This is a genomic window from Nostoc sp. PCC 7107 (genome assembly GCF_000316625.1).
Taxonomy (GTDB): domain Bacteria; phylum Cyanobacteriota; class Cyanobacteriia; order Cyanobacteriales; family Nostocaceae; genus Nostoc_B.
The window spans coordinates 3,556,323-3,571,476 of sequence record NC_019676.1; the positions used below are offsets into that span (position 1 = coordinate 3,556,323).

A 15,154-nucleotide genomic window follows, 5' to 3' on the forward strand; every position below is an offset into this window, starting at 1 on the left:
CAACACCAATCACTAATCCAGAACATTTTCTTCATAAACACTTCTTTATCATGGGAACAAAGCTCGTAACTGAAATTGATTGATGCTATCCCGTATTAAAGACATTGCCACAAAACTAGCGCCCCGGTTAGTTGAAATTCGCCGTCATCTTCACTCTCATCCAGAACTTAGTGGTCAAGAGTACCAAACTGCTGCTTTTGTGGCTGGGGTTCTGTCTTCTAGTGGTCTGCATGTGCAAGAAGGTGTGGGTAAAACTGGTGTAATTGGGGAAGTGCAGGGTACCGGTGCTGATCATCGTTTGTTAGCTATTCGGACAGATATGGATGCTTTACCCATCCAAGAACGTACAGGTTTAGAATATGCTTCCCGTACAAATGGTGTAATGCACGCTTGTGGTCATGATGTTCATACCACAGTCGGATTAGGTACAGCGATGGTATTGTCTCAAGTCGCCGATGAATTGGGTGGTAAGGTACGCTTTTTATTTCAAGCCGCAGAGGAAATTGCCCAAGGAGCGCACTGGATGGTGCAAGATCAGGCAATGAAAAATGTTTCTGCTATTTTAGGCGTTCATGTTTTTCCTTCTATACCCGCAGGTTCAATTGGGATACGTTATGGGGCGTTGACAGCTGCGGCTGATGATTTAGAGATTACGATTATTGGTGAGTCTGGACACGGTGCGCGTCCCCATGAAGCAATTGACGCGATCTGGATTGCTTCTCAAGTTATTAGTGCTTTACAACAAGCCATCAGCCGGACTCAGAATCCTTTGCGCCCGGTGGTGCTGAGTATTGGTAAAATTCAAGGCGGTAGAGCGCCCAATGTGATTGCTGATCAAGTGCAGTTGTGGGGAACAGTGCGATCGCTTCATCCCGAAACTCGCGCCCATCTCCCCAATTGGATTGAAAATATTGTGGCGAATGTCTGTCATGCTTACGGCGCAAAGTATCAAGTTAATTACCGTCAAGGTGTCCCCAGTGTCCAAAACGATTATTCTTTAACTCAGTTGTTGCAATCAGCCGCAGAAGAAGCTTGGAGTAGCGATCGCGTGCAAGTTTTACCAGAACCTTCTCTCGGTGCAGAAGATTTTTCTGTTTATTTAGACCACGCTCCTGGTTCAATGTTCCGTTTGGGTGTGGGTTACAAAGATAGAATGATCAATCACCCATTACACCATCCCGAATTTGAAGTTGATGAGTCAGCAATTTTAACGGGAGTTGTCACTATGGCTTATGCTGCCTATAAATATTGGCTGTGACTGAAACCCGCAAAAATCAAGGCTTTTTTGTTGAAAATTGAGTAGTATTACTGCTCAATTTTCAGATTACAGCTTTTGATGGTACAAAACTCATTCTTCGCAAGGCGGCACAACAAAGTAGATAAAATCAATTTTCTGTTTAAGTGAGTCAAAGGGTAGACTTTCAAAAATCAGGACATTCAAAATTAACAACATTCGGGTGACAGTAATATTTCAAAACAGTTGAAACCTCATCCCCAATCAACAAAGCCACTCGATCCGGTGTGATACCACTGGCGATCGCCCAGGTGGCGAAGGTATGGCGAGTTGAGTAGGGTTTGAGATATGGCAATAATCCTTCACTGGCAAGCTCTTTAACTACACCTGGGTAAAATTTGTCTTTATTCGGGCAACCATACCAAGCGTTATATAGTGCGTCCCCGTTCATCTGGGTTCCCTGTTTTGAGATGAATATCGTTTTACTTGCTGCACCTCCGGCGGGTGGTTTTAGCTCTAGCAGCAATTGATGAAGTTTGGAATTTGGTACGGTCGAGAATATGCGGCGCTTGCCATTTTTTGTACCTTTGCGAACTTTATATAAGTTGCAGGATTTTGTAATTGAAATTTTGGTGCAATCAGCATTAACATCGCTCCATGTGAGGGCAAAAGCTTCGCCTAAACGAACACCTGTGTAAAACAAAAACTTTACAAGCGGTGCATAATGGCTATGCAATCGGTGTGATTCAAAGCCTTGAATCACCAAATCCCGTTGCTCAATAGTGAATGCCAATATCTGCTCTGACACCTCACTACTTTTGCGGGGTTTTTTAATTTTGAGTCGCTCGAACGGATTTTGAGTAATCAGTCCAGAGTCAACACCCCATACACAGCACTCGTTGAACCTCACTAACAACTCCCAAGCCATACGGCGGGTTGTATTCACTAGTAGCCAATCGCGGATTTGTGGTGCTTGTCTTAAATCCTGGGTGGGCAATCTGGCAATGTATCTGGCTGTGGCACCATAGTTACTTTTAATTGTGGTTGGTTCTAGTAAGGCTTTTTTGAATTCAGTGAACCTGTTCCATAATTCACCCAAGCTTAATGGGTAATTGCTCACAGGACAAGCTTCAATTCCATTACGTATGGGGTTGAAACAATAAGATTTTAAAGAACCATCAAACCGTTCTAAGGCAATATCAGACTTGATTAAATCACGTCTCAACCGCACAATTTCGCGGTTAACTGGAGTGTCCACTAAGCCTGATGACAGATAGAATTGTTTTGCAAATCCTCTGACTCGGAAACGCAAACTTAAGCGGTTAGTTTCTGGGTCAGTATTAATCCATTGGTCAGCGTGATTTCGTGCCAACTTACAATTTTCACCACCTTTAATTAGTCTTGCCAGTTATCAATAATTTCCCAATACTGCATGGGAATATGATTTTTCATAACTTCTGCTACTTCTTTCTGTGAAAAATATCCTTCCCAGCCGCAAGTGTCGCACTCAACATCAAAAGTTGTGCCAGGGTCATGAGGTAGGAAATAAAGATTGCAATCATGACACTCTGGACAACGATGTTCTAAAATCACCGGGTTTAATTCACTGCTGAAATCAGTCATTGTTCACCTGTGGCATTAATTCAAATTCATCAGCACCACGCACTTGTAATGATTTACCTGCTGCTGTCTGGAAGACATACCACTGTTTAATCGGTGGCTGAGGAACATCTATTAATTGACAATTTTCAACCCAAATAAAATCATCTTCCCCAAGTTGTCTAACTCGGTAGAGTGTGGAAATAGTAGCATTTGGCTGATGGGATTCCCAGTGTTGCATTTCTACCATTGCTATTTGCTGGGCTTCCTTTAAATCTGTGGGGTGAGCTATCTGAGAAGCAGTACTGTTGTCTGCGAATACGTAATCAATTTTTACCTCGATGTATCTTTTAAATCTTTTGACTACAGCAATATTCGCCGTATTCGTACCTGACTTCACATCGATGCTGATGCGTTTGTCTTCTTGCTCTTCCTTCTGCCTTTGTAACGGAATGTTGCGATTTTTCTGATCCACCACCCTTGGATCAGAAACCGGATCAGAAAGTGGATCAGAAAGTTTTGCCTGATTTATATGACTTTCAGCCAATGCTGATCCAGGATCACTATTTTTCAGGGAATTTTTTACAAAATCAGAATTTGTATTTTTGGGGGGGTGTGGATCACTAACTTCTGAAACCCTTGCAAATGGCGGAAATTTTTCTGATCCGTCATAGTTTATACCATGATCAGAAAACTCCAAAACCCTTGTAATTGGCGGAAATTTTTCTGATCCATCCGTATGATCAGAAAGTGGAGACTGTGGATCAGAATCATGGAAGCGATCGCCGCCAGTTTGAAGCGAGGCAGTGTGTCTATTGTAACTGGGCAGATAATATTTTTGGGGCTTGCCTTTACGGGGAATCAGTTCTTTTTTGTAAATGATGCCGTCTTCCGCTAGTTGGAATAAAGCTCGGCGTATACTGTCTAAATGTCCCCTCAATTCATGGGTTATTTCTTCTGCTTCATAATTTGTGCCTCGGTTGTCTTCTAAAAATTCGATAATGGCATCTTTTAGTGATGCGTTGGTATTACCCATTTCTCCCTCCTTCCCTAAACAAATCCAGCTTTTATCCTCTGGGCAGAATTGCAATTTATAGGTGGCTGGAGCGCGTGACCTTGATTTTTCAATAGTTAATAATCTGCCAGTGCCGTCACTTGGCGCGTCGGCAGAAACATCTCTTGCCAGTTTCCAAACTTCAGAAACACTGGCGAAAATCGCAGAGGAACCTCTGGTATCACCTTCTTTGTTGGCGTGATGAATAATCAAAATCGTGACACCCAATTCTTGAGCAATTTCTTTCAGCCTGAGTATGGGTCGGGCATACTCAACATCGTTTTCACTAAACAAACTGTTTTTATTGACTGAGCTAAGAGAATCAATCAATATAAATTGCGACCCAAGGCGTTGAATTTCTTTTTTGAGTGATTCGGTATGGTCAACTGTCCATCTTGATTTCAGATGAATTTCCGTTGAGTTTTCGTATCCCCTGGACTTGAGAACCGATAAAGTGTCATTGGGTGATTCGTCGGTTTGCACATAAAGTAGTTTGCATTTGCCATTTACAGGAAAGCCGCTCCAAGCTTGACCCGTGGCTAAATGTAGTCCTAGTTCGTAGGCAATGCGAGTTTTCCCCTCCCCTCCTTTGGCATACAGTAAAACGACTTTACCTTTGGGCAATAACCCGTTCATGTGCCATTCGTTCACCAGTTGACCGTACTTAGCTTCAAATTCGCTTAGGGTCATAGCTGGTTCGTTCTCGCCATTTAGCAACGATTTGTAGTAAATCGTCTCCAATAATTGAGGACTCATCCCATTGCCGTGTTTTTTGGCTAGGTTGTGCATTTTCATCATTTTTAAACCTGGATCATCAACACTTGATTCAATTTCTCTGATGGCTTTAATCAAGTTGTTATACTGCCATCTTTCATAATCATCTTCTCTGTGCTTGAGAGGGCATTCGGTGATACTTAAAACTTTTTCTTCAATTTTTGAAAGTTTTTGTGGTGTATCAATTTCACTTTCAAAAACTAAATGACTGATTTCATTAGATAAGCTTAATAGCTGTCTATTAATGTATTTGTCAACCAGCAACCAAGCTAAATGGTCAAGGTTGATATCACTTACTGTTTTGCTTACAAGTGTATATAATTTGTTCCGTCCACCTACTTGAAGCAGTAATTTCTTTTCTTCTAGCCAATCAGTTATGGTCAGAAAAGTTACTGGAATTTTTTTTCTTTGGAGTGATAGAGCAGCTTTGTAAATTTCCTTATGAGGGGAAATATAAAATGCTTCTACAGGCAAGAAATCTGCTACCCTATAGATAGCTTCGGGGTTAAACAGAATCATCCCTAAAACAGCTTCTTCTGCCTCTAGATTGGCTGGCGGGCGTTCCGCAGCGGATGGATAAGATGGTTTAAAATCTAATGCGGCGACCATTTCTGTTTACCTCCTAATTTGTTTTTTTAAATACTAGGAACCGAGTTGTTGTTAACCGAACGCTCGGTTTTTTAATTACTAAAAGAAATTTCATAATGACTCCTAATAATGTTTGGGTTGGTGGTTGATTGGTCGCAAAGTATTAAGCGCGTCATACTCCCGACGCAGTTTGAGGCAGATTTCGTTGCTGTCGGGAGATTGTCCTTTTAGAATGGCTAATTCTGCGGCGAGAGCATAACTGGCTTCTAAACTGTTGATTAACTGCCAGCGTAGGATGTCAACGAATCGCTCTATTTTTTCAATTCGCTGTTCGGGCGTTTTTTGCAGATTTTTGTTATTGGTCATTTCCTGTTGGCTCTAATTTCTTGGGCAAGTTGTTTGATGCCGGCTTGTAATTCAGGGTTGGTGTTAATCAGTTCTGGTAATGACTGAATAATTGCTGCGGCCAATAGTGTTGATTCATGTCGCTCTAGTTTTGGGTCGAGTGCATCTAGAAAATCAACAAACTCGCCAAGTCGCCAGCTTGCTTGTTCGGCTGCACTGTTCATCTCTGGTGAGGCGAAAAGAATCGTTTCTGGAGTGACTACAATTGCAGCTTTGATTTCTTCTTCTCGGCTCATGCTTCTACCTTCTTGGTTTTGCCGGCTTGGGCAACTGCTTCAATTAAAAATTCGGGGTGGTCTGTGAATACCTGCGGTAATCCAGCCAGTATTTTAGTGGTCAACACTCTGGCGTTGCCGTCAGAGCCGGAAGGAATTTGAGAATTAATGTAGTTCACCAGGGACTGATAAGCTTTTTCTATTTCATCAGACTCAGCAATATAACAGTCGGCTTCAATGTAGTCATCGGTTCTGAGGTGGCGAATATAGGCTTTGTCATCTAAGACGATCACATCTGGGTAACTGTAGCTTTCGGGAATTTCTAAGTCAGTGATGGCCATGTCGTTTTGGTTTCTGAGCGTTACTTGCATGGTTTTTTATTAGTCATTTTTAAGGTGAGTAATATCCGGGGAAATCTTTGGGGTCGAATTGTTCATCTTCTTCTATTGGTGTGTCAGGAAAGCGGTAGTAATTAATCGCTCGGTAAATTGCTTTAGTGCCTTCAATTCGATGAAGAATGTAAAATCCTCCGTCTAAATACACGGCTGAAGAGAATCGGGCTACGGCAACAAGTTCTTTCTCTGCAACTACTTGTCCGTTTGATTGAAGAATCGCTTTCAGCATTGGTTTTCACGGTTTTTGATGTCTGTAATTTGTGGTTTTGGGAATGCTTAGGTAAGGCAGATCAAGTTGCAGCTTGATCTGCTTGGTTGTGTTGTCAAAGGACAAATTAATGAGTGGAAAAATCGTTTTAGATGACAGTGATGTTGTGTCTATTTTTACTGGTGGTTCTAATCCTGCTATCTATACTTTTGGGCTGGGTTCAGGTTCAACCTTTAAATCAAGTGAGCTAATCAAAGCTGCTAAGACCTGGGTTGCCAAGCCAGGGACTGAGAATAACTCTTATTGCTGGTGGTTCAATCCAGATGGATTGAAATGTCAGGTTTTATTTGCCAATGAAATAGGGTGGAAACCCGGTAAAGTTCGGATTCGCTTGGAATTTATTCCTGATGAACCAAAAGTTCCACCACAGGAATCGCCACTGGATGATTTAAGGTCGAATCTCGATATCTAATTCACTGTTTACCTCCTGTTAATTGAGTACCGCCCATTGAGGCGGTTTTTTTTTGCTTAACGATCTTCAAGCTAGGTACTAACTGTGTACAGAAAACCTTTCTTGTACAAGGTTTCGCTCATTTTGAAAGAGCGTGGGAAGCTGGTAAAGGGCAGATGTGCGCTAAACAGATCCGCCCAATGTTGTTTACTGGATAACACGTTAAGCGTTACCGCTTTTAGTGTGCGCTTAACGTACCTGTTTATAGTATAATATGACAGAAGGAGAAAAAAGAGAACCGTTAACACCGATGTCACTAAGAAAACGTGTTGGGTTAACCCAAAGAAAGGTCGCTCAAGAACTGGATATTCGCTCTCAAACAGTTGGTGACTGGGAAAAGGGCGGTGTACCTCATTTGACACCTTCAAAAATGAAGCGTTTATGTGAGATTTATCAATGCAGTTTAGATGACTTAATTGAGGCGTTTGAAATGCGTAATAGCGCTCATACCAGTTAGTGACATCAAGCCAGGTGGGCATTCCTAGCCCACCTCTCCTCTTATTTCTCTGTCAATCTTTACGTTATCCAAATAGATGTTTTAACTACCGCCCATAAGCCGTAGCGTCGCAGGGTGCTTGTTTGCTGCGTCTATTAACAAAACCCAACGCCGCCGGGACAAGTAGCCGGAATCGTTAAACCCTAGAGGGAGCCTTGGAAAAATGCACAGCGAAGAGGTGAGAATAGAAAATAGGGAAATATGCAACCAACATCTACACAAGCCATAAATGCAATTCGGGTTTGCGCTCAACTGACCAGAGTTTATAAACAAATAGATTTGGTGAGATTAGATGAACGCACCAACAACATTTACATCTTGGCTGATAATTCATTAGAAGCTGAGATAACACCAACCGGAGAGGTTCTTTGGCTATGACAAAACCTAACTTTGACGAAATGCCTCTAGATCAGCTAAAGGCATACATCTTAGAGCATCGCAATGACGATGAAGCATTTTCTGTTTACATCGCCAGAAGACGCGCTCAATCGCCAAACGTAGTTCCTATGACAATTGAGGAGGCAGAAGCCGATTTACAAAAACGCTTTGGACAGCAGGCAAGCTAGAAAAAGACCGAATTTACTTTTTAAAGCGTTGTGTTGGTAGCACAACGCTTTTTATTTTACTGAGTCTTCAGTTTTCATGGTGCTGTAGCGCGATCGGCTACACAGTGGTGTGATCGCCTTTGTCTTTAGCCTATACAAAGTAAGTCACCATGTCAATAATATGCCTATAATTTGTGTAGGCTAAACTCAATTGTCTAGCCTACACAAATTCGCTACCTTGCCAGGTAGGAAAAGTAGATAACCATAAAACCACAAAACCCCTGACTATGACTCAGGGGTCTTTTTTGGAGGATTTAGAAGTTGACGAATTTGATCTCGTGATTGCCTGAGTTGCTCATTAGCAATTCTCAGGCGGCTAATTCCCCCAATATTTTTTCGGTACGATCTCTAAAATCCTCAAGTTCCGCAACCTTTTTGCTCAACTTATCGATTTCATCATCCCTTCTAGGCAGTAGTCCCAGGTAACTATCAATGAATTCCAAAAGTAATCGACTAGCAGAAGTGCCGTTTTCTTTGGCCTTCTTGATAAATGCTTCCTTCTTGTCCTCTGGAATGCGAAAGTTCATCTGAGTTTCGCCTTCAGCGAAATTTCTTGGCATATAGACACCTCGTAATTAATTCAGCCTATACCCAATTTTAATTACTTGTCTATCCCTCGCCTAGACAAGCTACAAAGTATAGCCTGTACAGAATATACATATTTTCTTGACTACGCCTGTACAAAAGCCTATCTTAAATGTAGGCATATAAATAAAACACCCAGCCAAGACCGAGTAGAGATGGCAGCCTACAGCTAGTAGAGCAAAAAAGAAAGACCTGCCAGTGCTGAGGTGATGTCAACATCATCTTTTCATCCATGAAAATTCAACGGAGGTACAAACTTGTCCAACCCAACAAAACCATTAGTTCACATCCAAGAAACCGAATTTGAACTTGTAATCAACTTAGACAGTGTTAACTACTTAGCAAGAATGGGTACAAGCGTTTACATCCACTTCAAAGGAGAAGCAGAAAAATTAGCACTGCGCGGGCCGGCAGGGGACGCAGCTTGGAGAATCTTTCGTAACTCCAGCGTAACGATTTACCAAGCGCCACCAGCAGAAGTTATAGAACCCAATACCTCAAATGACTGACTCAGCAATACCACGAAATCAATGTCATGAATGTCACTCAACCAACACCACATTCTTCTTAGAGCTTGGGCGTTGGGAGTGCTTAGACTGCAATAGTGTTTGGTGGATGCTTGATACGGATGGAGATCCGGAATATGAAGTAGATCCAGTTTATGGAATACTTGACGGACAAAACAGCTTGGTTGAGCAAGAGTTTTACGACGGGTACTGGCACATCTCCAATACGCAATTCATGAAAAGTGAATATCCCCAAATTAAAAATCCAGAGTGACAGCACCCTGGATAGAGAGTTTTACAAAAAAATAGCTTGAATTGTGGAATGACTAACATAACAGACTTTAACCTATCTAACCTCATTGCATACATCGAACGGCACTTCAACCGTTCTCAGATGACGGGCTTGATTTGCCTCACCTTCCTGGCATCCCGCGAAAACAGTAATGTGCAGTGGCAGTGGAGTGAATGGGGTTTTATCCATGTCCCAGAACAAGTGATTGAGTGGTGCGATCGGCTGGAAAAAGATGAACTGCTCTCTCTAACAGCAGAAATCGCCGCCAGCTTGCTAGAAGAAATCGCCGCAGATACACCAGGAGATACTACCAATGACTGAATTCAACGAAAGTCTCTACAAAGCATCTATGGAAGCGCTTTTGACCGCCAACGTTCCGCGAGCGATCGCCGAAGCTGCATCAAGAGTGGTCGCTAGTGACCAAGCAGATCAACCAAATTTGGGCAGAACCAAAGAAGACCAACAAGCAGTTAACACCGCAATGCAACACTATCGAAGCAATCAGGAGGATTCATGACACTCAACGCACACATACAGCCATATAACGGATTTACTTCATATCCGCAAAACGGACACACCAGAGCGCGAGTTGTTTTCGACGGTGGCAACCGCTTTATTAAATGGCTGGATACGGATAACAACGTGAAATATATACCTAGTTGCATTAAAGAAGTATCCGAGTATCAATGGAAACGTCTCAAACCAGATACCCAGTCAGTATTAATTGAAGTTGATGGTAAACGCTATGTGATTGGGCGATTGGCTCAACAGCTAAACGGAGAGCCAACTTTTCAAAAAGACAAATGCGAACTAGCCGAAATTCTGGTGCTGGCAGCAATTCAGCCCAGTAGAGGTTTTGACCACGTTCGCATTGAACGCCTGGCGATCGCTTTACCTAACTCCCTTAACAGCAATGATGTGGCCGCGGTGCAACGGATAGCCAACCATCCTTTAACCCGTGAATTTATCCGTGACGATCGCACCATCACCTACACAGTCGGCACAGTCGAACCAATCGACGAAACCTATCCCGCTTTCCTATATGCCCAAAAACAAGGGTTTTACCAATTTCCAGAAGCACAAAACGCCGTTTGGGATATTGGCGGCGGCACATCGATCGCCAGAATTTACACCCCCAACGGCACACTACTGCACGATGCTGAAGTGATTCTTCCAGGAACCAAGCAACTGGCCCAAGAAATAGCCAGCGAACTGAAAGAGTCTCATAACCTCGACTATTCACCATCGCTGACATTAATCATGGATGCAATTGAACGCCGAGATTACGTTTACGGCACAGACCAGCTTGACTTTTGGGAAATTTATGATCGCCAAACCTCAGCCTGGATAGAAACTGCCAGAGCCGCAATTCGTTCTAAATGGGTGAATTACTTACCCGAACTTGGCCATGTGCTTGTAGTTGGTGGCAGCGCGGAACTCGCCAGGCCAATTTGTGAATTAACCAGCGATCGCTTCTTCATCCCTGACCAACCCCAATTTTTTAACCTTATCGCAATGGCGCACATGGACTAATGACACGAGAATCACAAACCCGCATCGTACTTGACCCCAAGCACAAACCAAAAGCAGAGGAGATTATGGCAGCGACAGGCATCAACACTTATTCTCAGTTGTTCTCAATTTTGTTGGTTTGCTATGGCGACCACTTGGTTAGCGCCCTTAAGTCGCCATCTATGCAAATCCCAATTGCACAGGCTGACAGTGACTTACCAAAAGTTCAGCCAAAGTCAACACAGCAAACCAAACAGTTCGCGCCACTGGCAGGCTTTTAACCACCATCAAACCAGATGACGCACCTTTTCAGGCATCTTTACAGACAAGGAGATTTTACCGCATGAATAAACCTATCGGCTACTACACCTCATATACTCCCGGTGATACGGGACTGCTAGAAGATATGCAGGATGAATGGGGTGCGTGTTTTGAAAAATTGAGCAATGCAGAGCGACTGTGGATGATTTCACAGTTTGCGGATCAACTCCTCAATGTCCAGCCAAAAGACCAAGTGATATCAAGATTGGTAGAAATAGCTGTGGCAGAGGCTAAATCTCAATTAACAGTTGGCGATCGCCTGGGACTAATCCGAGCATTGGCAGACCAGATCAACATTTCTCCCCAGTAATGCAGCACACCAACAAATATCAAATGCAAGCAGTCCTAGGATTTGTGGGACTAGCTTGTATTTCCTTTCCGTTACTGGCCAAGCTTCCCGGTCAGATTCAAGCTTTCAAAGCCATTCACCAAGTCCAGACATCAGAACAAATTGAGCGTGAGCGCCTGCAAGAGCGAAAATTAACCGCCGATAAATTACTTGAAACCGGAATACTGCCAACCACACAAAAACTCAAAGTTAGACAGTATCTCGACAGCAAAAAAATAGACCCTAAGCCAGACACCACAGGCTGGTTAGAAGACGAAGTGATTTATGTCTATGACTCAGGCGGAACTTGCATCGGTAAAATCGCCAATCGTCGCTGGTTGTGGAAACACAAATTCAAAAATGCTTGTAAAGGAGTTCTTTAAATGGGTATTAAAACAGATGATGACACTAGCAGCCATCCTGTTAACAAACCAGATAAACAAATTAGCGTCAGCGTCTACGCGGAGATTTTAGCTAATTGGATCATCAACTTAATCAGCTTGCCAGTGAGTTTCGTTGCTTATATTCTCAGTTCTTTTGTCACTCCCGGTAGTGGTGGTACAAAAATACTAGGAGCAATTGGATTTTTCATTGGCACTACCCTCAGCGCTGATAGTGTGTGGCAAGCAATGTTTCAAGGAACACCTTTATTTCCTTGGTACGAACAAAACTGGGTAGGTTGGCTAGGTTGGCTAACAGTGCCATTTAACTTATTTTTCTGGCTAAGTTGGGCTATTTCCTCCTTGGTGCAAGTTATGGAAGCCAGAACACTCAGAGGTAAAAAACCTAACATAGCCAAAACCGAGTACGAGGATGCCAAGCAATACGCTCTAGATAACAAACCAAATAATGGTGTTATCGACATTACTAAAGCCTTGTGGGGTGATTACAAGCGTGCCGGCATGAAAGAACGCCACTCAGGTGCAGCAGTCGCCTTATTCTTTTGGGCTTTTGACATCACCACAACTTTTGTTGGGCGTAACCCGTTTAGGTATCAAGACCCAGGGCAAATCATTGGCTGTTTCGCCTATAACATCGCCGCCATGATCGCCGGAGAAATTGGTTTCACGCTTTGGAAGCTAACTAAATAACTGGGTGACAGGGGTTTTACTCATATCCCTACACCCTACTCCCCACTCCGCACTCAGCACCAAAAAACACACAGAAAAATATGATCAAAACCTCATTAAGAATCTGGTTAGACGATGGTAGCCACCTAATCAAAGGCTTATTTCTACAAGCTTTGCCACAAAAAGGAGACCGTTTTGATATTCAAGGCAAGACAGGCATACCCCAAGCTTTTTGCTATTTCGAGAGCTATGACGACGACACAACCTGGACGGTTGTGGTTAAGTCAGTAGAGCATAGTTACGATATGGAATTTCAAGAACATTCAATTACAATACACGCTGATTTTGATTGGGAATTAAATGGTTTTGAGAGCAGGTATTAATCAAAATGCAACAAGTAGAACCATTACCTCAGCCAACAATCCCCCAAATCACAACTAGAGAAACAGCCAGACTCCGAAGCGACTACCCAGCAATTGAACACCTAGAAGCGGGTAACGTTGCAGCGTGGCTGATGGAAAGACAAGACCAATTACTAGTGCGCTCCAAAAACCAACGGGCAGAAATGAACTTAGCCAAACTCCTGACCTTGGCAGTAGGCGCAACGGGAGCCGTTTGTTATGCCACATCACCACTAGCCCCCATTGGTGCATTAATCGCTGGTGTTGGTTATGTTTGGGCAGTAGCTCAAGACTTGAATGATTCTCACCAATTTGCACCACTGCCATTTATTCGGGGTAACTTTTGGGAATTTGCGATCGCAATGGGAGACTCTGAAGCCAGAGCCGACTGGTTCAGTCAAAAAAATGAACTAGTTGATTTGATGCTTCACCTAGAACCTTTTGAGCGTTACGAGTTTGGAATGCTCAAACAATATTTGCCCACCTTGTCAGAATTTTTAACTACAGTTGAATCAGGGAAACGGTTTTACGCTTATCGCTGGCTACTGGACACATTTGTTCTCTTACGTGGCGAAATTCCCACTCAAGAGCAATTGTCCAATCACTTATGTGTTGTCACAGTCGATCCACAAATTGACTATGAGAGGGTTAACTTAATCCAGCAACGAGTTACCCCGCTCATAGGTGAAGCAGAAACAGTTGATCATCTGTCACGGGAGGAACTAGTTATTTCAGGAACAATTGAAAACCAACAACAAAAACTGTTGCAGTTTTACGATTGGGATAATTTACAAGATGAAGCCGCTGGAGTGTTAATTGTTGGTAACTCCGGTGCGGCAAAAACTTCTGTGGCTGTTTGGCTGTTGGGGAAGTTCACTGAATCTACTCCCGCCCAGGTATTAGCTTTAGATACTCACGCCAACGTGAATGTAATTTGGCGTGAGTGGAATATTCCCGTGATTCGAGAAGTAGCAGCAATTGAAGCGCAAATAAAATTATTGGTTCAACTGCTGAACTATCGGCAGGAACTCACCTGGGAACAACTAGAAACAGAAGATGACATTATTGTTGTCGCAGACGAATTAAACGCCAACCTTTATCGGTTCAAAAGCCCCAAAGAATTAGAAATTGCTTTAAAACGGCTAGGCAGTGAAGGTAGAAAGTACAAAATTACCTTTGTGGCACTCAACCAAAGTTCTAACTGTGAGGATATTGGTATTAGCAGGCCAATGAAGAATAATTATGCGATCGTGCTGTTGGGAGCCTCCGCCGTCAGTTTTGCTGAAAGTAACTGGAAATCAACCGACCCTAGAAGACAACATATTGAATCTAACGCTTACCCTTGCATCGTTTCCGGTGCAATTCGCCATCAAGTAGCCTTACACCCCACTCATCACCAATACACCCAATTTAAGAAAAAAGGTAACGCCCCACAAAATTTACGCCCAATCAACACTTTACCTTTGACTATTCCTCTGGCCTTTGGCCACGAACATTTACGCCAGGAGCGCCAGCAGCCCCCGCGGACTTCAAAGACTGAAGACCTTACACCAGAAGCACAGCAACGATTACAGCAAATAAAAACCTTAATAGAACAAGGACATTCCCCAGAAGACATCATTAACCAACTGTGGGCAATCACCCCCGCCGACGGCGATCGCTGGGAATATGTCAAAGGCATTTACTGTGATATGTGCCGGATACTGGGGATACAGCCAGACGATACACCCAAAGATGAAGTATCAACAGTTGATACAAAAACTGATATTGCACCCCTCACCGTATTTACCCAAGAACTGGACAACACAAGCGATTCAGACAATATCCCTAAAATCGATACACCCGATACTTATCCAGATATCAACGCCTTCCCCTCCGAAAAAGAGCTTTTGGCAATGCTGCAAAATACCAACCTGCCACCGGGGGAGTTTATCAAACAGACCCTCAAAGCCACTAGAGGCGATCGCTATCGTTTAGCCATCAAAGCCATAGTTTACGTAGTCCGGTACTATGGTGACTTCAACCTTATGCAAAAATTCCAACGCTACTTGTGAC

At 43.1% G+C, this 15,154-nt stretch carries 24 protein-coding genes; 16 read left to right on the top strand and 8 right to left on the bottom strand.

What is annotated here, in order from left to right:
• Positions 1–82: 82 nt before the first annotated feature.
• Entirely contained in the window at positions 83–1,258 is a 1,176-nt protein-coding gene (locus NOS7107_RS15230) for a M20 family metallopeptidase (protein ID WP_015113843.1), read from the top strand.
• A 163-nt stretch (positions 1,259–1,421) separates the two neighbouring features.
• Here the strand turns inward: NOS7107_RS15230 and NOS7107_RS15235 are convergent, their stop codons facing one another.
• From NOS7107_RS15235 to NOS7107_RS15265, 7 genes are all read right to left on the bottom strand, one after another.
• Positions 1,422–2,606: a tyrosine-type recombinase/integrase gene (locus NOS7107_RS15235; RefSeq protein ID WP_015113844.1), complete on the bottom strand. Its 1,185-nt coding sequence runs from the start codon at positions 2,604–2,606 to the stop codon at positions 1,422–1,424.
• 23 nt (positions 2,607–2,629) lie between these two features.
• Positions 2,630–2,857 carry a hypothetical protein gene (locus tag NOS7107_RS15240; RefSeq protein ID WP_015113845.1) on the bottom strand — a complete coding sequence of 76 codons (228 nt, stop codon included), beginning with the start codon at positions 2,855–2,857 and terminating at the stop codon, positions 2,630–2,632.
• Positions 2,850–5,270, bottom strand: a complete 2,421-nt coding sequence (locus NOS7107_RS15245) for a DnaB-like helicase N-terminal domain-containing protein (protein WP_015113846.1) — start codon at positions 5,268–5,270, stop codon at positions 2,850–2,852. The genes NOS7107_RS15240 and NOS7107_RS15245 overlap by 8 nt, the downstream gene beginning before the upstream one ends.
• A gap of 102 nt (positions 5,271–5,372) precedes the next feature.
• On the bottom strand, positions 5,373–5,615 hold the full coding sequence (locus NOS7107_RS15250) for a hypothetical protein (protein ID WP_015113847.1): 243 nt from the start codon (positions 5,613–5,615) through the stop codon (positions 5,373–5,375).
• Positions 5,612–5,890 (bottom strand): hypothetical protein, encoded by a 279-nt coding sequence (locus NOS7107_RS15255; RefSeq protein WP_015113848.1) that lies wholly within the window; start codon positions 5,888–5,890, stop codon positions 5,612–5,614. The genes NOS7107_RS15250 and NOS7107_RS15255 overlap by 4 nt, the downstream gene beginning before the upstream one ends.
• On the bottom strand, positions 5,887–6,240 hold the full coding sequence (locus NOS7107_RS15260; protein ID WP_015113849.1) for a hypothetical protein: 354 nt from the start codon (positions 6,238–6,240) through the stop codon (positions 5,887–5,889). The genes NOS7107_RS15255 and NOS7107_RS15260 overlap by 4 nt, the downstream gene beginning before the upstream one ends.
• A 19-nt stretch (positions 6,241–6,259) precedes the next feature.
• Positions 6,260–6,493 (bottom strand): hypothetical protein, encoded by a 234-nt coding sequence (locus tag NOS7107_RS15265; protein WP_015113850.1) that lies wholly within the window; start codon positions 6,491–6,493, stop codon positions 6,260–6,262.
• Positions 6,494–6,602: 109 nt separating this feature from the next.
• On the opposite strand from NOS7107_RS15265, the gene NOS7107_RS15270 reads away from it, so the two are divergent.
• The 4 genes from NOS7107_RS15270 (at position 6,603) to NOS7107_RS15280 (ending at position 8,045) form a co-directional block, all read left to right on the top strand.
• A complete protein-coding gene (locus tag NOS7107_RS15270; protein ID WP_015113851.1) occupies positions 6,603–6,944 on the top strand; it encodes a KGK domain-containing protein in 342 nt (113 codons plus the stop codon).
• A gap of 253 nt (positions 6,945–7,197) precedes the next feature.
• Positions 7,198–7,440 (top strand): helix-turn-helix transcriptional regulator, encoded by a 243-nt coding sequence (locus NOS7107_RS15275; RefSeq protein WP_015113852.1) that lies wholly within the window; start codon positions 7,198–7,200, stop codon positions 7,438–7,440.
• Positions 7,441–7,680: 240 nt separating this feature from the next.
• Positions 7,681–7,857, top strand: a complete 177-nt coding sequence (locus tag NOS7107_RS29025; RefSeq protein WP_015113853.1) for a hypothetical protein — start codon at positions 7,681–7,683, stop codon at positions 7,855–7,857.
• Positions 7,854–8,045 (top strand): hypothetical protein, encoded by a 192-nt coding sequence (locus NOS7107_RS15280; protein ID WP_015113854.1) that lies wholly within the window; start codon positions 7,854–7,856, stop codon positions 8,043–8,045. The genes NOS7107_RS29025 and NOS7107_RS15280 overlap by 4 nt, the downstream gene beginning before the upstream one ends.
• A gap of 347 nt (positions 8,046–8,392) precedes the next feature.
• Here the strand turns inward: NOS7107_RS15280 and NOS7107_RS15285 are convergent, their stop codons facing one another.
• Positions 8,393–8,644, bottom strand: coding sequence for a hypothetical protein (locus tag NOS7107_RS15285; protein WP_015113855.1), 252 nt, complete (start codon positions 8,642–8,644; stop codon positions 8,393–8,395).
• A 282-nt stretch (positions 8,645–8,926) separates the two neighbouring features.
• On the opposite strand from NOS7107_RS15285, the gene NOS7107_RS15290 reads away from it, so the two are divergent.
• The 11 genes from NOS7107_RS15290 to NOS7107_RS27350 all read left to right on the top strand — a co-directional run bounded on the left by NOS7107_RS15290 (position 8,927) and on the right by NOS7107_RS27350 (position 15,153).
• Positions 8,927–9,178, top strand: coding sequence for a hypothetical protein (locus NOS7107_RS15290; protein WP_015113856.1), 252 nt, complete (start codon positions 8,927–8,929; stop codon positions 9,176–9,178).
• Complete coding sequence (locus NOS7107_RS28605) at positions 9,171–9,449, top strand: hypothetical protein (protein WP_015113857.1); 279 nt, start codon at positions 9,171–9,173, stop codon at positions 9,447–9,449. The genes NOS7107_RS15290 and NOS7107_RS28605 overlap by 8 nt, the downstream gene beginning before the upstream one ends.
• Before the next feature lie 48 nt (positions 9,450–9,497).
• Positions 9,498–9,788: a hypothetical protein gene (locus tag NOS7107_RS15295; RefSeq protein WP_015113858.1), complete on the top strand. Its 291-nt coding sequence runs from the start codon at positions 9,498–9,500 to the stop codon at positions 9,786–9,788.
• Positions 9,781–9,984, top strand: coding sequence for a hypothetical protein (locus tag NOS7107_RS15300; protein ID WP_015113859.1), 204 nt, complete (start codon positions 9,781–9,783; stop codon positions 9,982–9,984). The genes NOS7107_RS15295 and NOS7107_RS15300 overlap by 8 nt, the downstream gene beginning before the upstream one ends.
• Complete coding sequence (locus tag NOS7107_RS15305) at positions 9,981–11,000, top strand: ParM/StbA family protein (protein WP_015113860.1); 1,020 nt, start codon at positions 9,981–9,983, stop codon at positions 10,998–11,000. Before NOS7107_RS15300 ends, NOS7107_RS15305 begins: the two co-directional genes overlap by 4 nt.
• Positions 11,000–11,260: a hypothetical protein gene (locus tag NOS7107_RS15310; RefSeq protein WP_015113861.1), complete on the top strand. Its 261-nt coding sequence runs from the start codon at positions 11,000–11,002 to the stop codon at positions 11,258–11,260. The genes NOS7107_RS15305 and NOS7107_RS15310 overlap by 1 nt, the downstream gene beginning before the upstream one ends.
• A gap of 62 nt (positions 11,261–11,322) precedes the next feature.
• A complete protein-coding gene (locus NOS7107_RS15315) occupies positions 11,323–11,610 on the top strand; it encodes a hypothetical protein (protein ID WP_015113862.1) in 288 nt (95 codons plus the stop codon).
• A gap of 23 nt (positions 11,611–11,633) precedes the next feature.
• On the top strand, positions 11,634–12,011 hold the full coding sequence (locus NOS7107_RS15320) for a hypothetical protein (protein WP_253274445.1): 378 nt from the start codon (positions 11,634–11,636) through the stop codon (positions 12,009–12,011).
• On the top strand, positions 12,012–12,719 hold the full coding sequence (locus tag NOS7107_RS15325; protein ID WP_015113864.1) for a hypothetical protein: 708 nt from the start codon (positions 12,012–12,014) through the stop codon (positions 12,717–12,719).
• Between the two features lie 80 nt (positions 12,720–12,799).
• Complete coding sequence (locus NOS7107_RS15330) at positions 12,800–13,081, top strand: hypothetical protein (protein ID WP_015113865.1); 282 nt, start codon at positions 12,800–12,802, stop codon at positions 13,079–13,081.
• A 5-nt stretch (positions 13,082–13,086) separates the two neighbouring features.
• The gene (locus tag NOS7107_RS27350) at positions 13,087–15,153 is read left to right on the top strand and encodes a hypothetical protein (protein ID WP_015113866.1); all 2,067 of its coding nucleotides are present in this window, start codon (positions 13,087–13,089) and stop codon (positions 15,151–15,153) included.
• The last annotated feature ends 1 nt before the right edge of the window (position 15,154 follow it).

What these genes read in the sequence shown, in the direction of transcription:
- NOS7107_RS15230 (WP_015113843.1), top strand. Translation starts at nt 83, where the DNA reads ATGCTATCCCGTATTAAAGACATTGCCACAAAACTAGCGCCCCGGTTA.
- NOS7107_RS15240 (WP_015113845.1), bottom strand. Translation starts at nt 2,857, where the DNA reads ATGACTGATTTCAGCAGTGAATTAAACCCGGTGATTTTAGAACATCGT.
- NOS7107_RS15245 (WP_015113846.1), bottom strand. Translation starts at nt 5,270, where the DNA reads ATGGTCGCCGCATTAGATTTTAAACCATCTTATCCATCCGCTGCGGAA.
- NOS7107_RS15250 (WP_015113847.1), bottom strand. Translation starts at nt 5,615, where the DNA reads ATGACCAATAACAAAAATCTGCAAAAAACGCCCGAACAGCGAATTGAA.
- NOS7107_RS15255 (WP_015113848.1), bottom strand. Translation starts at nt 5,890, where the DNA reads ATGAGCCGAGAAGAAGAAATCAAAGCTGCAATTGTAGTCACTCCAGAA.
- NOS7107_RS15260 (WP_015113849.1), bottom strand. Translation starts at nt 6,240, where the DNA reads ATGCAAGTAACGCTCAGAAACCAAAACGACATGGCCATCACTGACTTA.
- NOS7107_RS15265 (WP_015113850.1), bottom strand. Translation starts at nt 6,493, where the DNA reads ATGCTGAAAGCGATTCTTCAATCAAACGGACAAGTAGTTGCAGAGAAA.
- NOS7107_RS15270 (WP_015113851.1), top strand. Translation starts at nt 6,603, where the DNA reads ATGAGTGGAAAAATCGTTTTAGATGACAGTGATGTTGTGTCTATTTTT.
- NOS7107_RS15275 (WP_015113852.1), top strand. Translation starts at nt 7,198, where the DNA reads ATGACAGAAGGAGAAAAAAGAGAACCGTTAACACCGATGTCACTAAGA.
- NOS7107_RS29025 (WP_015113853.1), top strand. Translation starts at nt 7,681, where the DNA reads ATGCAACCAACATCTACACAAGCCATAAATGCAATTCGGGTTTGCGCT.
- NOS7107_RS15280 (WP_015113854.1), top strand. Translation starts at nt 7,854, where the DNA reads ATGACAAAACCTAACTTTGACGAAATGCCTCTAGATCAGCTAAAGGCA.
- NOS7107_RS15285 (WP_015113855.1), bottom strand. Translation starts at nt 8,644, where the DNA reads ATGCCAAGAAATTTCGCTGAAGGCGAAACTCAGATGAACTTTCGCATT.
- NOS7107_RS28605 (WP_015113857.1), top strand. Translation starts at nt 9,171, where the DNA reads ATGACTGACTCAGCAATACCACGAAATCAATGTCATGAATGTCACTCA.
- NOS7107_RS15295 (WP_015113858.1), top strand. Translation starts at nt 9,498, where the DNA reads ATGACTAACATAACAGACTTTAACCTATCTAACCTCATTGCATACATC.
- NOS7107_RS15300 (WP_015113859.1), top strand. Translation starts at nt 9,781, where the DNA reads ATGACTGAATTCAACGAAAGTCTCTACAAAGCATCTATGGAAGCGCTT.
- NOS7107_RS15305 (WP_015113860.1), top strand. Translation starts at nt 9,981, where the DNA reads ATGACACTCAACGCACACATACAGCCATATAACGGATTTACTTCATAT.
- NOS7107_RS15310 (WP_015113861.1), top strand. Translation starts at nt 11,000, where the DNA reads ATGACACGAGAATCACAAACCCGCATCGTACTTGACCCCAAGCACAAA.
- NOS7107_RS15315 (WP_015113862.1), top strand. Translation starts at nt 11,323, where the DNA reads ATGAATAAACCTATCGGCTACTACACCTCATATACTCCCGGTGATACG.
- NOS7107_RS15320 (WP_253274445.1), top strand. Translation starts at nt 11,634, where the DNA reads ATGCAAGCAGTCCTAGGATTTGTGGGACTAGCTTGTATTTCCTTTCCG.
- NOS7107_RS15325 (WP_015113864.1), top strand. Translation starts at nt 12,012, where the DNA reads ATGGGTATTAAAACAGATGATGACACTAGCAGCCATCCTGTTAACAAA.
- NOS7107_RS15330 (WP_015113865.1), top strand. Translation starts at nt 12,800, where the DNA reads ATGATCAAAACCTCATTAAGAATCTGGTTAGACGATGGTAGCCACCTA.
- NOS7107_RS27350 (WP_015113866.1), top strand. Translation starts at nt 13,087, where the DNA reads ATGCAACAAGTAGAACCATTACCTCAGCCAACAATCCCCCAAATCACA.